This window comes from Micromonospora sp. NPDC092111 (genome assembly GCF_044755745.1).
Lineage (GTDB): Bacteria > Actinomycetota > Actinomycetes > Mycobacteriales > Micromonosporaceae > Micromonospora.
In genome coordinates this window covers 248,590-269,831 of sequence record NZ_JBIVRQ010000003.1, presented here as the reverse complement: position 1 = coordinate 269,831, position 21,242 = coordinate 248,590, and the positions used below count along the sequence as shown (strand labels likewise).

14 protein-coding genes are annotated in these 21,242 nt (G+C 73.8%); 6 read left to right on the top strand and 8 right to left on the bottom strand.

What is annotated here, in order from left to right:
- Positions 1-189: 189 nt before the first annotated feature.
- The 7 genes from mraY to mraZ all read right to left on the bottom strand — a co-directional run bounded on the left by mraY (position 190) and on the right by mraZ (position 8,889).
- On the bottom strand, positions 190-1,323 hold the full coding sequence (mraY, locus tag ACIQG9_RS09690) for a phospho-N-acetylmuramoyl-pentapeptide-transferase (RefSeq protein WP_400399748.1): 1,134 nt from the start codon (positions 1,321-1,323) through the stop codon (positions 190-192).
- Complete coding sequence (murF, locus tag ACIQG9_RS09685) at positions 1,320-2,726, bottom strand: UDP-N-acetylmuramoyl-tripeptide--D-alanyl-D-alanine ligase (protein ID WP_400399745.1); 1,407 nt, start codon at positions 2,724-2,726, stop codon at positions 1,320-1,322. Before murF ends, mraY begins: the two co-directional genes overlap by 4 nt.
- Positions 2,723-4,288 (bottom strand): UDP-N-acetylmuramoyl-L-alanyl-D-glutamate--2,6-diaminopimelate ligase, encoded by a 1,566-nt coding sequence (locus ACIQG9_RS09680; RefSeq protein WP_400399743.1) that lies wholly within the window; start codon positions 4,286-4,288, stop codon positions 2,723-2,725. Before ACIQG9_RS09680 ends, murF begins: the two co-directional genes overlap by 4 nt.
- 52 nt (positions 4,289-4,340) lie before the next feature.
- Positions 4,341-6,539: a peptidoglycan D,D-transpeptidase FtsI family protein gene (locus ACIQG9_RS09675; protein ID WP_400399741.1), complete on the bottom strand. Its 2,199-nt coding sequence runs from the start codon at positions 6,537-6,539 to the stop codon at positions 4,341-4,343.
- A gap of 5 nt (positions 6,540-6,544) precedes the next feature.
- On the bottom strand, positions 6,545-7,141 hold the full coding sequence (locus tag ACIQG9_RS09670) for a hypothetical protein (protein ID WP_400399739.1): 597 nt from the start codon (positions 7,139-7,141) through the stop codon (positions 6,545-6,547).
- Complete coding sequence (rsmH, locus tag ACIQG9_RS09665) at positions 7,138-8,247, bottom strand: 16S rRNA (cytosine(1402)-N(4))-methyltransferase RsmH (RefSeq protein WP_400400109.1); 1,110 nt, start codon at positions 8,245-8,247, stop codon at positions 7,138-7,140. The genes ACIQG9_RS09670 and rsmH overlap by 4 nt, the downstream gene beginning before the upstream one ends.
- Positions 8,248-8,457: 210 nt before the next feature.
- Positions 8,458-8,889, bottom strand: a complete 432-nt coding sequence (gene mraZ, locus ACIQG9_RS09660) for a division/cell wall cluster transcriptional repressor MraZ (RefSeq protein WP_400399737.1) — start codon at positions 8,887-8,889, stop codon at positions 8,458-8,460.
- A gap of 356 nt (positions 8,890-9,245) precedes the next feature.
- Here mraZ and ACIQG9_RS09655 point away from each other — a divergent pair, with 356 nt between their 5' ends.
- From ACIQG9_RS09655 to ACIQG9_RS09645, 3 genes are read left to right on the top strand one after another with little or no spacing between them, the layout of a single operon-like run.
- Positions 9,246-10,493, top strand: coding sequence for a MurT ligase domain-containing protein (locus ACIQG9_RS09655; protein WP_400400107.1), 1,248 nt, complete (start codon positions 9,246-9,248; stop codon positions 10,491-10,493).
- Positions 10,483-11,205 (top strand): type 1 glutamine amidotransferase, encoded by a 723-nt coding sequence (locus ACIQG9_RS09650; protein WP_400399735.1) that lies wholly within the window; start codon positions 10,483-10,485, stop codon positions 11,203-11,205. Before ACIQG9_RS09655 ends, ACIQG9_RS09650 begins: the two co-directional genes overlap by 11 nt.
- Positions 11,202-11,897, top strand: coding sequence for a TVP38/TMEM64 family protein (locus ACIQG9_RS09645; RefSeq protein WP_400399733.1), 696 nt, complete (start codon positions 11,202-11,204; stop codon positions 11,895-11,897). Before ACIQG9_RS09650 ends, ACIQG9_RS09645 begins: the two co-directional genes overlap by 4 nt.
- Positions 11,898-12,484: 587 nt before the next feature.
- Here ACIQG9_RS09645 and leuS read toward each other — a convergent pair.
- Positions 12,485-15,349, bottom strand: a complete 2,865-nt coding sequence (leuS, locus tag ACIQG9_RS09640) for a leucine--tRNA ligase (RefSeq protein WP_400399731.1) — start codon at positions 15,347-15,349, stop codon at positions 12,485-12,487.
- 418 nt (positions 15,350-15,767) lie between these two features.
- Between leuS and ACIQG9_RS09635 the strand changes: the two genes are divergently transcribed.
- From ACIQG9_RS09635 to ACIQG9_RS09625, 3 genes are read left to right on the top strand one after another with little or no spacing between them, the layout of a single operon-like run.
- Positions 15,768-16,826, top strand: a complete 1,059-nt coding sequence (locus ACIQG9_RS09635; protein ID WP_400399729.1) for an AAA family ATPase — start codon at positions 15,768-15,770, stop codon at positions 16,824-16,826.
- Between the two features lies 1 nt (position 16,827).
- Entirely contained in the window at positions 16,828-18,126 is a 1,299-nt protein-coding gene (locus ACIQG9_RS09630) for a DUF58 domain-containing protein (RefSeq protein ID WP_400399727.1), read from the top strand.
- 36 nt (positions 18,127-18,162) lie between these two features.
- On the top strand, positions 18,163-20,619 hold the full coding sequence (locus ACIQG9_RS09625) for a DUF3488 and DUF4129 domain-containing transglutaminase family protein (RefSeq protein ID WP_400399725.1): 2,457 nt from the start codon (positions 18,163-18,165) through the stop codon (positions 20,617-20,619).
- The last annotated feature ends 623 nt before the right edge of the window (positions 20,620-21,242 follow it).

The following is a 21,242-nucleotide window of genomic DNA, read 5'->3' as shown; positions in this document are numbered from 1 at the left end:
GTGCCTCGGTCCTCCCCCACCCGCCCATCATCGCCGCTGTCGGCGGCGCGTTCCTGCCGTTCGGCCCGGTCGGCGTGTCGGAATGCGGAACGGGGGCCCCTTCCGCTAGGAGGAGCCCCCGCCGGTGTCGCCGCGGGCGTCCCGACCGGCCGCCAGCGTCGGTGCGGCGACCGGTTCGGCCCGCCGGGGTCAGCCCATGCTGGCGAGGAAGTCGCTGTAGAACAGGCCGAGGGCGATGGCCACGCCGATGCCCGCGATGATCCAGAACCGGACCACGATGTTGACCTCGCTCCAGCCGGCCAGCTCGAAGTGGTGCTGGAGCGGGGACATCCGGAACACCCGCTTGCCGGTGGTCCGGAACGAGATGATCTGGATCACCACGGACATCGTGATGATCACGAAGAGCCCGCCCAGGATGGGCAGCAGCAGGATGGTCCGGGTGGACATCGCCATCCCGGCGATCAGGCCGCCCAGGCCCAGCGCGCCGGTGTCGCCCATGAAGATCCGGGCCGGCGAGGTGTTCCACCACAGGAAGCCCACGCAGGCCCCGGCCGCCGCACCGGCGATCAACGCGATCTCCAGCGGGTCCCGGACGGCGTAGCAGTAGTTGTTCGGGTTGGCGGTGTACGTCGGGTCGGCGCACCAGTGCCGGTACTGCCAGAACGCGATCAGCGCGTACGCGGCCAGGACCATCACCGAGGCGCCGGTGGCCAGCCCGTCCAGGCCGTCGGTGAGGTTGACCCCGTTCGTCGCCGCCATCACCACCAGGATGATCACGATCACCGAGGCGATCTTGCCGATCTCCAGCGCCGGGATGTCCCGGATGAAGCTCAGCGTGGTGCTGCCCACGGTCTCGGTGTTCGTCGTCGCGCCGCTGGCGTCGGTCATGCTGCTCGGGAAGTAGAGCGCGATCACCCCGAAGATCGCCCCGACCAGGATCTGGCCGAAGAGCTTCCCGCGCTTGTTCAGCCCGCCGCTGTGCCGCTTGCGCACCTTGAGGAAGTCGTCGATGAAGCCGACCGCCCCGGAGAAGACCATCAGCCCCAGCAGCACCAACGCGGTGATGGTCGGCTCGACCTGGGCGATCTGCGCGTCCGGCAGGGTGGTCAGGGCCAGGTGACCGGCGACGTACGCGATCACCGTGGCCAGGATGAAGACCACGCCGCCCATCGTCGGCGTGCCCTTCTTGCCCTCGTTGCTGGCGAGCCCGAGGGATCGGATCGGCTGGCCGGCCTTGAGCCGGGCGAACACCTTGATCGCGAGCGGGGTGGCCAGCAGCGAGACCAGGAACGCCACCCCGATGGCGATGATGACCGCCCTCACGCGGCACCACCCGCGCTCGCGGCGGCGTCGACGCGCAGCGCGTCGGCCACCTCCCAGGTGCGGTACCGGGAGCCCTTCACCAGGACGACGTCGCCCGGTCGTAGCTCGCTCCGCAGCACCTCGACGGCCGCCGCCTGATCGGTGAGCAGCACCGACTCTCCTCCCCAGTCACTTACCGCTGTCGCGCCCTCGTGGATCGGCGCGGCCGGCTCACCCACCACGAGGAGCCGGTCGACACCGAGCTCGGCCGCGAGCCGGCCGACCTCCCGGTGCCCCTGACCTTCGTAGTCGCCCAACTCGGCCATGTAGCCCAGCGCGGCGAAGGTCCGCCCGCCCGCGCCCAGGCCGGTCAGCGCCCGCAGCGCCACCGCCATCGACGCCGGGTTGGCGTTGTACGAGTCGTCGATCACCAGCACCCCGTCGGGACGTTCGAAGACGTCCATCCGGCGGGTGGAGACCAGCCCCAGCTCGCCCAGGGCCGCCGCCAGCTCGGCCAGCGGCATACCCAGCTCGCGGGCGACCGCCGCCGCGGCGAGCGAGTTGGAGACCTGGTGCCGGCCGGTCAGGCCGAGCCGCACCGGGGCGGTCCCCTCCGGGGTCACCAGGGTGTACGACGGCCGACCCCGCCCGTCCAGGGTGACGTCCACCGCCCGGACGTCGGCGTCGACGGACTCGCCGTAGCGGACCACCCGGGCCACGGTGCGCGACGCCATCGCGGCGACCAGCGGGTCGTCGGCGTTGAGCACGGCCAGCCCGTCGGCCGGCAGCGCCTCCACCAGCTCCCCCTTGGCCAGGGCGATGTTCTCCACCGAGCCGAACTCGCCCAGGTGCGCCACCCCGACGTTGAGCACCACCGAGATCCGGGGCGGCACCACGTCGCAGAGGTAACGGACGTGCCCGACGCCCCGGGCGCCCTTCTCCATCACCAGGTAGCGGGTCTCCCCGGTGGCCTGCAACGCGGTGTACGGGTGGCCCAGCTCGTTGTTGAACGACCCGGGCGGGGCCACCGTCGGGCCGAGCCGGACGGCGAGCTGGGCGATCAGGTCCTTGGTGGTGGTCTTGCCGGACGACCCGGTCAGCCCGATCACGGTGAGCCCGGGCAGCCGGTCCACCACGGCCCGGGCCAGCCGGCCCAGCGCGTCCAGCGCGTCGTCCACCAGCACCATCGGCACCCCGGGCACCTCCCGGGTGCCCAGCACCGCCAGCGCGCCCGAGGCGACCGCGCCGGCCGCGTAGTCGTGCCCGTCGACCCGCTCGCCGGGGAAGGCGACGAACAGCGCCCCGGCGGTGACCTTGCGGGAGTCGAACTCGACCGGGCCGGTCACCCGGGCGTCCGGGTCGTCGACGGCGACCAACCGGCCGCCGACCGCCGAGGCGACCTCGGCCAGGCGCAGCGGGATCACCGCTGACCCGCCAGGTCCCCGAAGCGGACGCGCAGCGCCTCCGCCAGCTCGGTACGGTCGTCGAACGGGAGCACCTCGCCGGCGACCTCCTGGCCGCGCTCGTGTCCCTTGCCGAGCAGCGCCACCACGTCACCCGGCTCGGCCAGCCGGACCGCCTCGACGATCGCCTCCCGCCGGCCCGGCACCTCGACGATCCGGGCGGCGGCGTCGGCGGCGTACGCCCCGGCCAGCACCTCGGCCCGGATCGTCGCCGGGTCCTCGGTACGCGGGTTGTCGTCGGTCACCAGCACCACGTCGGCCCCCTCGGCGGCGGCGGCGCCCATCACCGGCCGCTTGCCCCGGTCCCGGTCCCCGCCCGCACCGATCACGCAGATCAGCCGGCCGGTGCCCGTCTCGCGGAGCGCGGCCAGGGCGGCCACCACGGCGTCCGTCTTGTGCGCGTAGTCGACCACCCCGCGCACCGGGGCGTCCCCGCTGACCAGCTCCAGCCGGCCGGGCACCCCGCCGCAGGCGGTCACTCCGGCGGCGGCGGTCACCGGGTCGACCCCGGCGGCCACCAGGCTGGCGACGGCCAGCAGCGCGTTCGCCACGTTGTGCCGGCCGGGCAGCGCCACCCCGGCGGGCAGGACGAGGTCGTCCGGGCCGTGCGCGGTGAACCGCTGGGCGTAGCCCTCGCCGCCGACGCCGTCGGCCCACCAGGTGGCGGTCGGGTCACCGGCCGCCGAGTAGCTGACCGTGGCCGGCGTGAACAGCGGGCGCAGCGCCGGGTCGTCGTGGTTGAGCACCTCGACCCGGCAGCGCCCGTCGAAGAGCTTCGCCTTGGCGGCGAAGTAGTCCGCCGCGTCGACGTGGAAGTCGAGGTGGTCGGAGCCGAAGTTGGTGTAGCCGCCGACGGTGAACCGGACCCCGCCGACCCGGCCCATGGCCAGGGCGTGGCTGGAGACCTCCATGACCACCGCGGTCACCCCGCGCTCCCGCGCGGCGGCGAGCATGGCGTGCAGGTCGGTGGCCTCCGGGGTGGTCCGGACACTGTCGATCACCAGGTCGCCCAGTCGGGTCTCCACCGTGCCGATCAGGCCGGTGACGTGGCCGGCGGCGCGCAGGCCGGACTCGACCAGGTAGGCGGTGGAGGTCTTGCCGGCGGTGCCGGTCACCCCGATCACGGTGAGCCCGTCGGTGGGGTCGCCGTAGACCGCGGCGGCCAGGTCGCCCAGCACGGCCCGGGGGTCGGGCACCACCAGGGCGGGCAGCCCCGTCGCGGCGACCGCGGCGGCACCGGCCGGATCGGTCAGCACGGCCACCGCGCCCGCGGTGGCGGCACCGGCGGCGAACTCCGCGCCGTGCCGGCGGGCGCCGGGCAGCGCGGCGTACAGGTCGCCGGGGCGGACCTCCTGGCTGGCGTGGGTCACCCCGGTGACCACCGCCTCGGCGGCGGCTCCCGCCGGCGACGCGACGGCGAGCCGGTCGGCGAGGTCGCCGAGCCGGACTCCGGGCACGGTACGGGGACGTGGATTGCCGGGCACGGCGTCAGACCCTACCCGGTCGTCCGGTTCCGGCCGCACAGCCGCCCCGGTGGTTCGTCGGCACTCACCGATGATGTCCCGCCGTTCCCGTTCAGCGCGGAAAGACCTCGAACTTGGGGGGTTTCCCGCTCGACGGCGGGACCCGGTAGTGGCGCAGCGTGAAGCCCATCAGCTCGCGGAACGCGGGCGCGACGACCGCGCCGCCGCCACCGTCGGGGTTCCACACGAAGACCGCCACCACGTACCGGGGGTTGTCCGCCGGGGCCATCCCGATGAACGAGCCGACCTCGCCGGGTTGCTGCTTGCCGTCGAGGTAGCGCAGGCCGGTGCCGGTCTTGCCGGCGACCCGGTAGCCGGGCACCGCGGCGGCCAGGCCGGTCGCGTCGTCGACGGTGGTGACCGCCTCCAGCAGGGTACGCAGCGCGGCGGCGTTCTGCGGGCTGAGCACCGAGCGGGTGACCGGGGCGGTGGCCGGGGTGCGCTTGCCGTCCGCCCCGACCACCTCCTTGATCAGGTGTGGCTGGACGTAGGTGCCGTCGTTGGCGATCGTGGCGTACGCGGCGGCCATCTGCAACGGGGTGGCGTCCACGCTGTGCCCGATCGGCACCGACCCGTACGACGAACCGCTCCACTGGTCGGCGGGGAGCAGCCGCCCGGCCGCCTCCCCCGGCATCCCCTCGTGGGTGCGCTGCCCCAGCCCGAACCGCTTCTGGTAGTCGATCAGCCGGTCCCGGCCGAGCTTCTCGGCGATCTCGATGGTGCCGACGTTGGACGAGTACGCCAGCATCCCGGCCACGCTCATCCGCCGGCCATCGGCCGGGTGGGTGTCGCGGAACGTGGTGTCGCCCCTGGTGATGGTGTTGGCGATCGGCAGGCTGGTGTCCGGGGTGATGACACCCTCCTGGAGCGCCGCGCCGTAGGTGATCGCCTTGTGCACCGAGCCCGGGTCGACCACGAAGCTGGTGGCCGCGTCCTCCCGGTCGGTCGGCCGGGTGCTCTGCTCCGGGGCCGCCGCGTTGTAGGTGGGGTTGCTGGCCTGGGCCAGCACCTCGCCGGTCTTGGCGTCCAGCACCACGGCCGCGCCGACCGCCCCCCGGGTCGGGGCCATCTGCCGGCTGAGGATCTGCTGCGCCTGGTACTGGAGGTCCCGGTCGATGGTGAGCACCAGCGAGCTGCCCGGCTTGGCCTGGGTGGTCTGGCTGTAGCCGCCGGGGATCGGCGCGTTGAGGTCGCCGAGGCCCGCCTCGTAGACCCGTCGGCCGTCCTGGCCGCGCAGCACGTCGTCGTAGCGGGCCTCCAACCCCTCCAGGCCGTCCATGTCCTGGCTGGTGAAGCCGACCAGGTTGGCGGCCAGGTCGCCGCCGGGCACCTCGCGGCGTTCGTCGCGGTGGGTGCCGATGCCGGCGAGGTCGAGCGCCTCGATCTGCTTGGCCCGGGTGATGTCGACGCCCCGGGCCAGGTACCGGAACTGGAGCTTGCCCTGTGGCTTCATCTTCCCGGCCAGCTCGGAGACCGGGATGCCGAGCAGCGGGGAGAGCTGCTTCGCGGTCGCCGTCGGGTCCTTGACCATGGTCGGGTCGGCGAAGACGTACCGCGCCTCGACGCTGCGGGCCAACGGCGCGCCGTTGCGGTCCTCGATCGACCCGCGCGGGGCCGGCAGGTCGACCCGGGTGAGCCGGGAGTTGACGCCGCCCCCGGCGTACGCCGGGGCGTCCACCGCCTGGAGGAAGACCAGCCGGATGCCGATGGTCGCGAAGATCGCCAGGACCAGCATGGTGCCCAGCCGGAGCCGGCGGCGCGGTTCGGCGAGCGTCGGCGGGCGGCGCGGCTTGCGCACCGGTCGCCGACCGGCCGGCCGGTCGGTACGGCGCGGGGCCTCGGTCCGGCGCGGCGGGGTACGGCCGGGCCGGCGGCGCGGCGGCGCCGGCTCGGCGAACTCGTCGTCGTCGTCGGGGGCGGCCCGCGGCGGCACGGTGCGGATGACGCCGCCGCGACCGGCGGCGGGCTCCCGGCGGCCGGTCCGGTTGGCGGCGGCCCGGCCACCGTCGAGCACCTGGAGGGCCGGGCGGAACGGGTCGCCGGAGCGGCCGGCGCGCGGGGTACGGCGCTGCCCGCCCCGCTCCTCGCTGCTCTCCCGGATGGTGCGCCCCCGGGGGGTGTACGCCCGGGCGTCGGAGATCCCCCCGACGTCCCCGGTCCGCGGCTCGCCGCCCCGGCCGGTCCCGCCACGAGCAGCACCGCGCCGGGAGCCTGTGGCGTCCCGGCGCGGTTCCTCCGACCTCGGTGGCACGGGTGTTACCCCCCGTTGCCCTGCTGGCTGGTGATCGCCGGCTGACCGTCGGCCGGCTGCGGCACCCCGATCAGCCGGCCGTCCGGCAGCCGGATGTACGCCGGCTCGCCGGCCTCGACCAGACCCAGCTTGCGGGCCTCGGCGGTCAGGTTGCCCGGCGCCTTGGCCTCCTCGATCTGCTTGTTGAGCTGCTGCTCGTCCACGTCGAGGCGGGCCTGCTGCTGCTGGAGCTGCTGGAGCTTGAAGGCGTTCTCGTTGATCTTCGTGTTGATCGCCAGGATGCCGAGCACCCCGCCGATCACGAGCACCACGATCAGCGCCGCGAACGGCGCCCGGGGCACCCGGACCGGCGGCGGTGGCGCCACCCGCAGCCGGGGCGACCCGGCGTCGGTGACGGCCTCCCGGGCCGCCGGCTTCTCGGCCGGCCGCAGCGCGGCACTGCCCTGGGTGGGGAACTCGCGCGCCCCCCGGGCGCGAGTCTCCCCCTGCCGACCGGCGGGGTCCGCCGTCATGCCGGTGCGCTGCGCCGTGGTCCGGCCCCCCGACCGCGGTGCGCGCTGCCCGACGACCGCGTCCCGGCCGTCGCGCTTGTTGACGTTCATGTCCCCTCCCCCTCTTCGTCCGTCTCTCTGCCGTCCCCCGGCGGTGCCGCCGGATCCACTGTGGAACCCGCCGTCGACCCGGTGCCCGGTTGGTGCATCGCCCTGACCCGTCGGCGGGACCGTTCGCGGTCGGTCCCCCGCTGACCGGTGGTCGGGTCGAGTCGCTCCGCGGCCCGCAGCCGCACCGAGGCGGCCCGTGGGTTCGCGGCGACCTCCGCCTCCCCGGGGAGTTCGGCGCCCCGGCTGAGCAGCCGGAACGTCGGACCCGACCCGGGCAGTTCCACCGGGAGTTCGACCGGGCCCTTACTGCGGACCCGGTCGGCGAACGCCTGCTTGGTGAGCCGGTCCTCCAACGAGTGGTAGGACAGGACCACCATGCGACCGCCCACGTCGAGCGTGTCGAGAGCGGCCGGCAGCGCCGTCTCCAGCACTGCCAGCTCCCTGTTTACCTCGATCCGTAAAGCCTGAAACGTTCTCTTGGCCGGGTGTCCCCCGGTTCGTCGCGCTGGTGCCGGGATGCTCTCCCTGACCAGCTCGGCGAGCCGGGCCGAGGAGGTGATCCGGCCCCGCTCACGCTCCCGGATGATCGCCGAGGCGATCCGGCCGGCGAACTTCTCCTCGCCGTAGACCCGCAGCACCCGGGCCAGGTCCGGGTGCGGGTAGGTGTTGACCACCTCCTCGGCGGTCACCCCCCGGGTCTGGTCCATCCGCATGTCCAGCGGCGCGTCCTGGGCGTAGGCGAACCCGCGGTCGGGCGCGTCGAGTTGCAACGAGGAGACCCCGAGGTCGAACAGCACCCCGTCGATGCCCGGATAACCCAGCCGCTCCAGCACCTCGGGCAGCTCGTCGTAGACGGCGTGCTCCAGGTGGATCCGGTCGGCGAACCGGGCCAGCCGGACCCGGGCGTGCGCCAGGGCCTCGGTGTCCCGGTCCAGGCCGATCAGCACCGTGTGCGGATGCCGTTCCAGCACCGCCTCGGCGTGCCCGGCCAGACCCAGCGTCGCGTCGACGTGGACCGTACGACCGCCCCGGTCCAGCGCGGGGGCCAGCAACTCGAGACACCGCTCGAGCAGCACCGGCACGTGCGTGCCGCGTAGCTCCCCCATGTCGACCCCCACTGGTTGAAAACGTCCTGTCTGTTCCGCGCCCTGCTCGTCGGACGACGCCGTACCGTCGTACCGCCAGATCCCCATCCGCTCCCGCCCCGCCCCGGACCGCGGACCCGGAGAGAAGATCGTGCGCCTGGCACCGGGGAAGGGGTGCCAGGAACTCGAAAGCGGCTGGAGATCTCGCCGTACGCCGGGCGTCGCCACGCCCTACAGACCGCCGGGCAGCACCCCCTCCTCGATGTCGGCGAAGTCGTCTTCGCTCTCGGCGAGGTAGGTCTCCCAGGCCGCCCGGTCCCAGATCTCCACCCGGGTGCTCGCTCCGATCACCACCAGGTCCCGGTCGAGCGCCGCGTACGAGCGGAGGTGCGCCGGGATGGTGACCCGACCCTGCTTGTCGGGGACCTCGTCGTGCGCGCTGGCGAAGAAGACCCGGCTGTAGGCCCGGGCCGCCTTGTTCGTCATCGGCTGCGCGCGCAACTGGTCGGCGATCCGCTGGAACTCGGGGGTGGGGAAGACGTAGAGGCAGCGATCCTGCCCTTTGGTGATCACGACACCCCCCGCCAACTCGTCCCGGAACTTCGCCGGAAGGATCAACCGGCCCTTTTCGTCCAGGCGTGGAGTGTGGGTGCCGAGAAACATCGGCCCAACCCCCTCGCCCTTTAGCGGCGTTCGCGTCGCCGCTGACCCCCCGGGCCGGTGGGCCCTCCCGGCCTCACCATCGCGCCCCACTCTACTCCACTTCCCTCCACCTGCAACCAGAATCGCCCGCCCGGCGCGGCGCTTCTGCGGGTAAAACCGCACGTCAGGCGGGGTGGAGCGGAGTGGAGGGCCGGAGCGCCCCACACGCCGGGTCCGCTACCCGACATTGATCGACTCCGTCCGGCCGAGCGCGGTCCAGCCGGACGCCCGGCCCACCCCGACCGAACGGTTCGCCGTCGGCGGCGATCTGGCGGGTGCCGGGGTCCGGTAACCTCGCTCGGGTGACGGACGCGAAGATGCCCCTGCGGGCGAAGGTGGCCAGCTCCGTGTCGCGGACCGCCGCGGCGCTGTCGCGCGCCGCCGGCCGGGGCGACGGCTCGGTGATCGGCGGTTGGATCGGGCTGAAGATCGACCCGGACCTGCTGGCCCACCTCTCGGCCGGCCGCGCCATCGCGCTGGTCTCCGGCACCAACGGCAAGACCACCACCACCCGGCTCAGCGCCGCCGCGGTCGGCGTGCTCGGCCGGGTCGCCACCAACTCCTTCGGCGCCAACATGCCCACCGGGCACACCTCGGCGCTGGCCAAGGCCGGCAGCACCCCGTACGCGGTGCTGGAGGTCGACGAGCACTACCTCGCCCAGGTGCTGGAGGCCACCGAGCCGCACGTGGTGGCCCTGCTCAACCTCTCCCGCGACCAGCTCGACCGGGCCAAGGAGGTCGCCATGATGGCGCAGCTCTGGCGCGCCGCGCTGGTCCGGCACACCGACGTACGGGTGGTCGCCAACGCCGACGACCCGATGGTGGTCTGGGCGGCCACCCCGCCGGCCGACCCGGCGCAGGGAATCCGCCCGCCGCACGTCACCTGGTTCAGCGCCGGCCAGCGCTGGCACGACGACTCCTGGGTCTGCCCCGAGTGCGGCTCCACCATCCAGCGCTCCGGCGAGCAGTGGTGGTGCACCGGCTGTCCGCTGCGCCGCCCCGACCCGCAGTGGACGGTCGAGGACGACGGCGTCCTCGACCCCACCGGCGCCTGGCACAAGGTCACCCTCCAACTTCCCGGCAAGGTCAACCTCGGCAACGCGGCCACCGCCCTCGCGGTCGCCGCCGAGTTCGGGGTACGCCCCGTCGACGCGGTCTCCCGGCTCGGCTCGGTCACCTCGGTCGCCGGCCGGTACGCCCAGGTCGACCGGGACGGCCGCAATATCCGGCTGCTGCTGGCCAAGAACCCGGCGAGTTGGCTGGAGGCGTTCGACATGGCCGACGAGGCGCCGACGCTGCTCTCCATCAACGCCCGCGACCCCGACGGGCTGGACACCTCCTGGCTCTTCGACGTCGACTTCGCCCCGCTCCGCGGGCGTCAGGTGCTGATCACCGGCGACCGGGCGTACGACCTGGCGGTCCGGCTCGACGTCAACGACGTGCCGTTCCAGCACGTGCGGGCGTTCGACGAGGCGGTCCGGGCGGTCCCGCCGGGCCGGCTGGAGGTCATCGCGAACTACACCGCCTTCCAGGACATCCGAGCGGAGTTGGACCGTGTCAACTGAGAGCCTGCGCATCGTCTGGATCTACCCCGATCTGCTCTCCACCTACGGCGACCGGGGCAACATGCTGATCCTGGCCCGCCGGGCGCAGCAGCGCGGGATGCCGGTCGAGGTGCTGGAGGTCCGCTCCGACCAGCGGCTGCCGGCCACCGCCGACATCTACCTGCTCGGCGGCGGCGAGGACGGCCCGCAGGCGCTCGGCGCGCAGCGGCTGCTCGCCGACGGCGGCCTGCACCGGGCGGTCGCCCAGGGCTCGGTGGTCTTCGGCGTCTGCGCCGGCTACCAGCTCCTCGGCACCTCGTTCTTCGCCAAGGGCACCCGGTGCGCCGGCCTGGAACTGCTCGACCTCTCCTCCGACCGGGGTCCGACCCGGGCGGTCGGCGAGCTGGCCGGCGAGATCGACCCCCGGCTGGGCGTGCCGGCGCTGTCCGGGTTCGAGAACCACGGCGGCCGGACCCACCTCGGCCCCGGTGTCTCGCCGCTGGCCCGGGTCAGCGCCGGGGTGGGCAACGACGGCGTCACCGAGGGGGCCTGGCGGGGCAAGCTGCTGGGCACCTACTCGCACGGGCCGGCGCTGGCCCGCAACCCGGCCCTGGCCGACCTGCTGCTGCGCTGGGCCACCGGCGCGCACCGGCTCCCCCCGCTGGACGACACCTGGGCCGACCGGCTCCGTACCGAGCGCCGCGCCGCGGTGGCCGCCGCCGTCCGGGCATGATCCCCGCCGTCCGGCGGCTGCTCGGTCAGCCGTCGGCACGTCGGTTCGCCCTGCTGCTGCTCCTGCTGGCCGGCTTCGCCGGGCTGCTGCTGGTAATGCCCCGGCCGAACGTCGCCGACCTGCCCCGGCTGGCCCACTCGCTCGGCGGCTACGCCCCGGTCGCCGGCATCGCCACCGGGGCGCTGCTGCTGGTGGCGCTGGTCCCCCGGACCTTCGTCACGCTCGCCGCGGGCGCCATCTTCGGCCCCCTCGAAGGCGCGGCGTACGCGCTCGGCGCGGCGCTGCTGGCCGCCGCGATCGGTTTCGCCGTGGGCCGGGTGCTGGGCCGGGAGTTCGTCGCCGAGCGGGTCCGCGGCCGACTGGCCCGGCTCGACGGCTGGTTCACCCGGCAGAGCGTCCTCGGCGTGGTCACCGTACGGCTGCTGCCGATCGCCGGCTTCGGGCTGGTCAGTTACGGCTACGGCACCACCGGCGCGCGGATGCTGCCGTTCCTCCTCGGCAGCGTGCTCGCCTCCGCCCCGACCGCGTTCGGCTACGCGGCCCTCGGCGCGGCGGTCAGCTCGCCGGGCCAGGTCAACTGGTACGCCGCCGCCCCCGCCGGCCTCGGCCTGATCGCCAGTGTGGTGCTGGCACACCGCTGGTGGCGGGCCGAACGCCAGCGCCGGCTCGGCCCGGCCGGGCAGCCCCGGTGACCGGCGGCCGAGGACCCGGGTGCGGCGACGGTGCTGGCGCGCGCGGGCCACGGCTGCGCCTCCCGGGTGACCGGCCCCGGTGCGCCTCCCGGTGACCGGCCCCGGTGTGCCGGGACCTCCCCGTCGGCCTCCTGTCGCCGCCTTCCGGCCGGCCGGAGAGGGGATCGCGGAGGGTGACCCGCTCCGCCGCCGACCATCGTCGCGTACCCCGGAAGCATCTGCCCCCACGAGCGTTATGCCGCAGACGCATAAATATGCCGCTGTGGCATAACGCTCGTCGCCGTATCACCAGCAGCCGACCTCGGCCGATCCACAGCGCCCCCTTCCCTCCGGTCGTCGCCGCACTCGTCGCCAGGCGACGTCCACCAGCGCGAGCCCGCACCGGCCAGCCCCCGACCCGGCCAGCCCCGACCCGGCGGGAGCCGGACAGGGCGGGAGCCGGACAGGGCGGGAGCCGGACAGGGCGGGAGCCGGACAGGGCGGGAGCCGGACAGGGCGGGAGCCGGACAGGGCGGGAGCCGCACCGGCCGGAGCCGGACAGGGCCGGAGGCGCACCCGGTGCGGGGGCGCGCCTCCGGCGGCAAGGGTCAGACGACGACGGAGACCATCCGGTCCCTCACCACGATGACCTTGCGGGGTTCCTTGCCGGCCAGCGCGGCGGCCACCGCCGCCAGGGCGGCCGTGCGGACGTCGTCCTCGGACGCGTCGGCGGGGACCTCGACCCGGCCCCGGACCTTGCCGTTGATCTGCACCGGGTAGGTGACGGTCTCGGCGACCAGCAGGGCCGGATCGGCGGTCGGGAAGTCCGCGTACGCCAGCGAGTCGTCGTGGCCCAGTCGACGCCACAGCTCCTCGGCGACGTGCGGGGCGAACGGCGCCAGCATCAGCACCAGCGGCTCGGCCACCTCGCGTGGGGTCTGTGGCAGCCGGGTCAGCCCGTTGGTCAGCTCGATCAGCTTGGCGATCGCGGTGTTGAACCGGATCGCCTCCATGTCGCCCCGGACCCCGTCGACCACCTTGTGCAGCAGCCGGCGGGTCGGCTCGTCGGCGGGCGCCTCGGTGACCCGCAGCGCACCGGTCTGCTCGTCGACGACGGCCCGCCAGACCCGTTGCAGGAACCGGTAGGACCCGACGACCGCCCGGGTCTCCCAGGGCCGGGAGACCTCCAGCGGGCCCATCGACATCTCGTACACCCGGAAGGTGTCCGCGCCGTAGGCCGCGCACATCTCGTCGGGGGTGACGACGTTCCGCAGCGACTTGCCCATCTTGCCGTACTCGCGCTTGACCTGGGTGTCGCCCAGGTAGTAGCCGCCCTCCCGCTCGGTGACCTCGTCGGCCGGCACGTACGCGCCCCGGGCGTCGGTGTACGCGTACGCCTGGATGTAGCCCTGGTTGAACAGCTTGCGGAACGGCTCGAACGACGAGACGTGGCCCAGGTCGTACAGCACCTTGTGCCAGAAGCGGGCGTACAGCAGGTGCAGCACGGCGTGCTCGGCGCCGCCGACGTACAGGTCGGTGCCGCCGCAGTCGCCCTCGCCGCGCGGCCCCATCCAGTACCGCTCGTTCTCCGCGTCGACGAACCGGTCGGTGTTGGTCGGGTCCAGGTAGCGCAGCTCGTACCAGCAGGAGCCGGCCCACTGCGGCATCACGTTGGTCTCCCGGGTGTAGCGCTGCGGCCCGTCGCCCAGGTCCAGCTCCACCTCCACCCAGTCGCGCCGCCGCGACAGCGGGGTCTCCGGGTTGCTGTCGGCGTCGTCGGGGTCGAACGTCTTCGGCGAGAAGTCGTCCACCTCGGGCAGCTCGACCGGCAGCATCTCCTCGGGCAGCGCGATGACGGCGCCGGTGGAGTCGTAGACGATCGGGAACGGCTCGCCCCAGTAGCGCTGCCGGGAGAACAGCCAGTCCCGCAGCCGCCAGGTGACCGCGCCGGTGCCGTGGCCGTTGGCCTCCAGCCACCCGATGATCGTCGCCTTGGCGTCGGCGACGCCCAGGCCGTTCAGGTCCAGGCCACGGTCGGGCGCGGCGCTGTTGATCGCCGGACCGTCCCCGGTGTACGCCTTGCCGTCGAAGCCCTCCGAGGGCTGCACGGTACGCACGATCGGCAGGTCGAAGACCTCGGCGAAGGCCCAGTCCCGCTCGTCCTGGGCGGGCACCGCCATGATCGCGCCGGTGCCGTAGCCGGCCAGCACGTAGTCGGCGATGAAGATCGGGATCTGCCCGCCGGTGACCGGGTTGGTGGCGTACCCGCCGACGAAGACGCCGGTCTTCTCTCTGGTGTCGGCCTGCCGCTCGACGTCGCTCTTGGCCGCCGCCGCCTTCCGGTACGCCTCGACCGCCGCGCGCGGACTGGCGTGCCCGCCGGTCCAGACGTCCTTCGCCCCCGCCGGCCAGGCGGCCGGCACCAGCGTGTCGACCAGCTCGTGCTCGGGAGCCAGCACCAGGTAGGTGGCCCCGAAGACGGTGTCCGGGCGGGTGGTGAAGACCCTGATCCGGGCGTCGCCCGCCGCACCGGGGTCGGTGGTCGAGGTCGGGAAGTCGAGGTGTGCGCCCTGCGACCGGCCGATCCAGTTGCGCTGCATCAGCTTGATCGGCTCGGGCCAGTCCAGGGTGTCCAGGTCGTCCAGCAGCCGGTCACCGTACGCGGTGATCCGCATCATCCACTGCTTCAGGTTGCGCTTGAAGACCGGGAAGTTGCCCCGCTCGGAGCGGCCGTCGGCGGTGACCTCCTCGTTGGCCAGCACGGTGCCCAGCCCCGGGCACCAGTTCACCGGCGCCTGCGAGACGTACGCCAGCCGGTGGTCGTCGACGACCGCCCGCTGCTCGGCCCCGGTCAGCTCGGCCCAGGGGCGGCCGTCCGGGGTGGGCCGGGTGCCGCCGGCGAACTCGGCGACCAGCTCGGCGACCGGGCGGGCCCGGCGGGCGTCGGCGTCGTACCAGGAGTTGAAGACCTGCAGGAAGATCCACTGGGTCCAGCGGTAGAAGTCGGTGTCGATGGTCGCCACCGCGCGCCGCTCGTCGTGGGCCAGCCCCAGCCGGCGTAGCTGCGCCTTGTACCGCTCGATGTTCGCCACCGTGGTGGTGCGCGGGTGGGTGCCGGTCTGCACCGCGTACTGCTCGGCGGGCAGGCCGAACGCGTCGAAGCCCATCGCGTGCAGCACGTTACGGCCGGCCATCCGCTGGTAGCGGGCGAAGCAGTCGGTGCCGATGTAGCCCAGCGGGTGACCGACGTGCAGCCCCGCGCCGGACGGGTACGGGAACATGTCGAGCACGTACAGCTTGTCCGCGCCCGCCCTCGGGTGGTCCGGATCGGCCAGCGGGCCGGTCGGGTTCGGAGCGTGGAAGGTGCCCTCCCGCGCCCAGGTGTCCTGCCACCGGCGCTCGATCTCGTCGGCCAGGGCCGCGGTGTACCGGAACGGGGGAATGTCGCCCGCCGGTGCGGCTGCCTCACTCATGGCGTCTCCTTGGCGCGGTCATGTCGGATATGGGGAGCCCTGCTGCGGGCACAAAAAAGCCCCTCGCGCAGGAGGGGCCGCCGTGCTGTCGCGCGTCAGCGCATCAGCACGGCCCGGTAAGAAGCAGGAAGACTCCAGCCATGAACGGCAGTGTACCCCGCTCCGCCGGCCGGCGGGTCGCCCGCCCGTCCGCATGATCACCGCCGGTGACCACCCGACGCGTCAGCGTCCCCCGACCTGACGAATATCCGGCGCTCACCCGGCTGTCTTCCGGCAGGGGTCGGCGATCACCGTAAACATGGTTAGCCTGAGAGACCAGTGAGATTCCTGCGGCAGACGAGGCTCTCCCGTCGCGAACCGAACGGCGGGTCCAGGTGCTCTTAACAGGGCTGCCGTTCCGGCGACGAGGAGGAGGCCCGTGACACAACAGACCTGGGACGAGGTGGGTGGCGTGCTGCCCCACGACGAGTTCCGCGCCGCCAGCGAGGCCATCGTGGCCAACATCGAGCAGGTCATCGAGGGCAAGACGGCGACCGTGCGGCTCGCCCTGGCCGTCCTGCTCGCCGAGGGTCACCTGCTGATCGAGGACGTCCCAGGCGTCGGCAAGACCAAGCTGGCCAAGGCGCTGGCCCGGTCGATCGACTGCTCGGTCCGCCGGATCCAGTTCACCCCCGACCTGCTGCCCAGCGACGTCACCGGGGTCAGCGTCTACAACCAGGAGACGCACGACTTCGAGTTCCGTCCGGGTGCCGTCTTCGCCAACCTGGTGGTCGGCGACGAGATCAACCGGGCCTCGCCGAAGACCCAGTCCGCCCTGCTGGAGTGCATGGAGGAACGGCAGGTCACCGTCGACGGCGTCACCTACCAGCTCCAGACGCCGTTCATGGTGATCGCCACCCAGAACCCGATCGAGATGGAGGGCACCTACCCCCTCCCCGAGGCGCAACGCGACCGGTTCACCGCGCGCATCGCGATGGGCTACCCGGGCCCGGAGGCCGAGCTGGCCATGTTGGACGGCCACGGCGCCGCCGACCCGCTCCAGGAGCTGCGCCCGGTGTCCGACGCCGACACCGTCCGCCGGCTGATCGCCACCGTCCGTCAGGTGCACGTCGCCGACGCGGTGAAGCAGTACGCCGTCGACCTGGTCACCGCCACCCGGGAGGCCCCCGACCTGCGTCTCGGCGCGTCCCCCCGGGCCACCCTCCAGCTCCTGCGCACCGCCCGTGCGGTGGCCGCCCTGGAGGGCCGCGACTACGTCCTGCCCGACGACCTCCAGGCCCTCGCGGTGCCGGTGCTGGCGCACCGGATCATCCCCACCGCCGACGCCCAACTGGCCCGGCGCACCACCGACGCGATCGTCGCCGAGCTGGTGCACCGGCTGGCCCTGCCACAGGACCGCAAGCGCGCCACCCCGTACGACGCGCCCCGGCCCGCCGCCGGCAACGGTCGTCCCCCGTTCGAGCCGCGGAGGCCGTGACGTGCGTGACGGGCTGCGTGGCCTGACTACCCGGGGCCGCTCGTTCCTGGCGGCGGCGATCGCGGCGGCCATCTCCGCCGCCATCCTCGGCGAACGGGACCTGCTCCGGGTGGCCGTGCTGCTCGCCGTCCTGCCGCTGCTGGCCGCGCTCTACGTCGGCCGGACCCGGTACAAGCTGGCCTGCAACCGCTCGCTGGAACCGCACCGGGTGCCGGTCGGCGCCGCCTCCCGGGTGGTGCTGCGGTTGCAGAACCTGTCCCGGCTGCCCACCGGCACCCTGCTGCTGGAGGACCGGCTGCCGTACGCGCTGGGCAGCCGCCCCCGGGTGGTGCTGGAGCGGCTCGGCGCACACCAGGCCAGCTCGGTGGCGTACACGGTCCGCGCCGACGTGCGCGGCCGGTACGAGGTGGGCCCGCTGGTGGTCCGGATGACCGACCCGTTCGGGCTCTGCGAGCTGAGCCGGGCCTTCCCCAGCACCGACCACCTGACCGTCATCCCCCAGGTCACCCCGCTGCCCTCGGTACGCCTGCCCGGCGAGTACGCCGGCAGCGGCGACAGCCGGGCCCGGTCGGTGGCCGTACACGGCGAGGACGACGCCGCCACCCGCGAGTACCGGATGGGCGACGACCTGCGCCGGGTGCACTGGAAGTCGACCGCCCGCACCGGCGAGCTGATGGTGCGCCGCGAGGAGCAGCCCTGGGAGAGCCGGGCCACCGTGGTGCTGGACACCCGGGCGTACGGCCACCGTGGCGACGGCCCGACGGCCAGCTTCGAGTGGGCGGTCTCCGCCGCCGCCAGCGTCGCGTCGCACCTGCGGCAGGCCGGTTACAAGCTGCGCCTGGTCACCGGGTCCGGGGCGGACGTCGACGCCACCGAGGCCGCCGGGGACGGGCTGCTGCTCGACCACCTCGCCGACGTACGGCTGGACCAGCGCGGCGACGTCGCGAGCCTGGTGCAGCGGGTCCGCCAACGCGCCGACGGCGGCCTGATCATCGCCCTGTTCGGCGCCCTGAACGCCACCGAGGCGGAGCTGCTCGGCGGGCTGCGGGGCAGCGGGGCGACCTGCGTCGGGTTCCTGCTCAACAGCTCCACCTGGCTCAACCTGCCGGAGAAGGCCCGGTTCGAGGCCGAGCAGACGCACGCCGCCGCCGCGCTGACCCTGTTGCAGGGCGGGTGGCGGGTGATCGGGGTGGACCACGACGGTCAGCTTCCGGCGCTCTGGCCACAGGCGGGACGCGGTTCGCAGGGCTTCGCGCTGCGCGCGGCGCTCGCCGAGACGGTGGCCGGGGGCGTGCGATGAGTCGCCGCCGGCGTACGACCACAGGAGGGTGACGTCGTGATCGCGTCCCGGAACCTCGGCTTCGTGGCCGCCGCGGCGACCCTGCTCGCCGCGGCCCCGCTGTCGTCGATCTTCGAGCGGTGGACCTGGCTGATCCAGGCCGCCATCGCGGTCGCCGTGGTGGCCGGCGTGGCCGCGTTGACCCGGCTGGTCCGGGCCCCGCTCTGGGGTCAGGTGCTGGGCATGCTGGCCGGCCTGCTGCTGGCCCTGACCTGGCTCTTCCCCAGCGGCGGCGAGCTGATCGCGTTCCTGCCCACCCCGGCGACCCTGGCCCACTTCGGCGGGCTGTTGCAGGGCTCCCTACAGGACATGCGCTCGTACGGGGTCAAGGTGCCGGACACCAACCCGCTGCTCTTCGTCACCGTGCTCGGGGTGGGCGCGGTGGCGGTCGTGGTCGACCTGCTCGCGGTCGGGCTGCGCCGGCCGGCGCTGGCCGGGCTGCCCATGCTGGCCATCTACTCGGTGCCGGTCGCGGTCTACGTGGACAGCGTCCCCGCGATTCCGTTCGTGGTCGGCGCCAGCGGCTACCTGTGGCTGCTGGTCACCGACAACGTCGACCGGGTACGCCGGTTCGGCCGCCGGTTCACCGGCGAGGGACGCGACGTGGACGTCTGGGAGTCGTCCCCGCTGGCCGCCGCCGGCCGGCGGCTGGCGGTGGTCGGGGTGGCGTTGGCCGTGGCGCTGCCGCTGGCCGTGCCAGGAATGACCGGCGGGCTGCTGGACCAGCTCAACTCGGCCGGCGACGGCACCGGCAACGGGCGGCCGGGCCAGGGCGGCAGCCCCGGCCGGATCGACCTCTTCGCGTCGCTCAGCGGGCAGCTCAACCAGTCCGAGGTGACCGACATGCTCAAGGTCACCACGACCGAGCCGAGCCCGTTCTACCTGCGCTTCGGGGTCGCCGACGAACTGCGTCCGGACGGGTTCCGGGTGCGTACGCCGAACGGCCGGCCGGTCAACCGGCAGCTCACCGACCCGACGGACCGGGCCGGGCGGGGGGTGGAGCAGCAGACGTACCGGGCGACCGTGGAGGTCAGCCGAACCCTGAACATGCCGTTCATGCCGGTCTACGCCGACCCGGTCACCGTCGAGGGGCTCAACGGCAACTGGTCGTACGACGCCAACCTCGGGGTGATCTTCTCCAACCGGGACAGTTCCCGGGGCAAGCGCTACTCGTTCGAGTACCTGCGCTCGACGTACACCCCGGCGGCGCTGCGGACGGCCCGGTCGCTGCCGGCCGAGCACCCGATCACCCTCCAACAGACCCAGACCCCCGCCGTGCGGGAGGTCGAGCTGCTGGTCACCCGACTGGTGGAGGGAAAGTCCACCGAGTACGACAAGGTCCGGGCGATCTACGACTACTTCTCCCGGGAGAACGGCTTCAGCTACTCGCTGAGCACCAAGGGCGGCACCAGCGGCAAGGAGATCGTCGACTTCCTCACCAACAAGGTCGGCTACTGCCAGCAGTACGCGGCGGCGATGGCCTGGCTGGTCCGGGCCGCCGGCATCCCGGCCCGGGTCGCCTTCGGGTTCACCAACGGCAGCAACACCGACGGTGACACCTACACGCTGACCAACCGGAACCTGCACGCCTGGACGGAGGTCTACTTCGACGGGATGGGCTGGGTGCCGTTCGACGCCACCCCGGCGTACGGCGTGCAGGGCTCCACCCGGTCGACCTGGGCGCCGGACAGCGACGCCCCCGACCCGGAGCCCACCGACACCACCGCCCCGGCCGCCCCGGGCGACCCGGGCGCGTCGGCCGGACCACAGCGCGACGACGCCGCCGACAAGGAAACCGACACCGGGTTCGACCCGAACACCGGCGCCCCCGTCCAACGTGTCCCGAGCTGGCCCTGGTGGACGGTGGGCGTACTGCTCGCGCTGCTGGCGCTGCTGGCCCTACCGGCGCTGCGCCGGCGGGCCCTGCGCCGACGGCGGCACAGCCGCCCCGCCCCGGTGCTGGCCGGTGCGCCCACCGTCGACGGCACCCCGATGGTGGTGGTGGGCGCGGACGCCGAACGGGCCCGGGCGGACGCCCACGCCGCCTGGGACGAACTGCTGGACACCCTGGTCGACTACCGGGTCCCGATCGACCGGACGGAAACCCCCCGGGCAACCGCCGAACGCCTGGTCCGGGACGCGGTCAGCGAGGACGCCGACTCGTCGACGGCGGTCCGGCTGCTCGGCCGGGCCGAGGAACGGGCCCGGTACGCCCGCGACCCGCTCACCGGTGAGCCGCTGCACCCGGCCCTGCGCACGGTCCGCAGCACCCTCGCCGCCCGGTCGGACCGGCGGACCAGGTTCCTCGCCGCCGTACTCCCACCCTCGGTGCTGCTGCGCTGGCGGCTGGCGCTGGGGAACACCTCGTCCCGGCTGGTGACGACCTCCGGCCAGGTCCGCCGCGTGCTGCTGCGCTGGAACCCCCGCCGGCTACTGGCCACCCGCCGCGCCTGACCCCGCCCCACCACCCGCCCTCGCCCTCGCCCTCGCCGGCCATGATCGTGCTCGATCCTGGATGTAGTGGTATCCCGCGACGGGAAGGCCACTACATCCACGATCGAGCACGATCATGGAAGGGCTGAGGCGCAGGCATGTAGCGGCCCAGGCAATCTGCCACTCCCGACAAAGATCCACTCCGGTTCGCCGATGTGGCGGTGTCGGCGACACTCGGATCCCGCCACATCGCCGAACCGGCGACCGAGACCGGCGACCGGCGACCGGGGCCTGGCGCCTGCTGGCGGCTGGCGGCCGGCGACTGGTGACCGGGGCCGGCGGCTGGCGACTGGCGGCCGGCGACTGGGGCCGGCGGCCGGCGGCCGGCGACTGGGGCCGGCGGCTGGGCTGGCGGCGCGTCAAGCGGCAAGCACGCGTCGACCTGGCAACGACCAGCGCGTGGCCGGGCACAACGACGGGAAGGGGTAGGAGGACGCACCAGGACGGTTGTGCCGGCTCGTGGCCAGGCTGCCGGCCGGGCCGGCTCTGTGATTCTGGTCGGAACGATGCGCCTTACCGGGGAGAATGGCCACGAGCAGGTACCGCCGGGCGGCCAGCCGGATCCGGACGTGGCGGTACGAACG

Excerpts from the sequence above, each read along its gene's own strand:
- ACIQG9_RS09670 (WP_400399739.1), bottom strand. The coding sequence starts at position 7,141 with ATGAACGTCAACAAGCGCGACGGCCGGGACGCGGTCGTCGGGCAGCGC.
- rsmH (WP_400400109.1), bottom strand. The coding sequence starts at position 8,247 with ATGGGGGAGCTACGCGGCACGCACGTGCCGGTGCTGCTCGAGCGGTGT.
- mraZ (WP_400399737.1), bottom strand. The coding sequence starts at position 8,889 with ATGTTTCTCGGCACCCACACTCCACGCCTGGACGAAAAGGGCCGGTTG.
- ACIQG9_RS09655 (WP_400400107.1), top strand. The coding sequence starts at position 9,246 with ATGCCCCTGCGGGCGAAGGTGGCCAGCTCCGTGTCGCGGACCGCCGCG.
- ACIQG9_RS09645 (WP_400399733.1), top strand. The coding sequence starts at position 11,202 with ATGATCCCCGCCGTCCGGCGGCTGCTCGGTCAGCCGTCGGCACGTCGG.
- leuS (WP_400399731.1), bottom strand. The coding sequence starts at position 15,349 with ATGAGTGAGGCAGCCGCACCGGCGGGCGACATTCCCCCGTTCCGGTAC.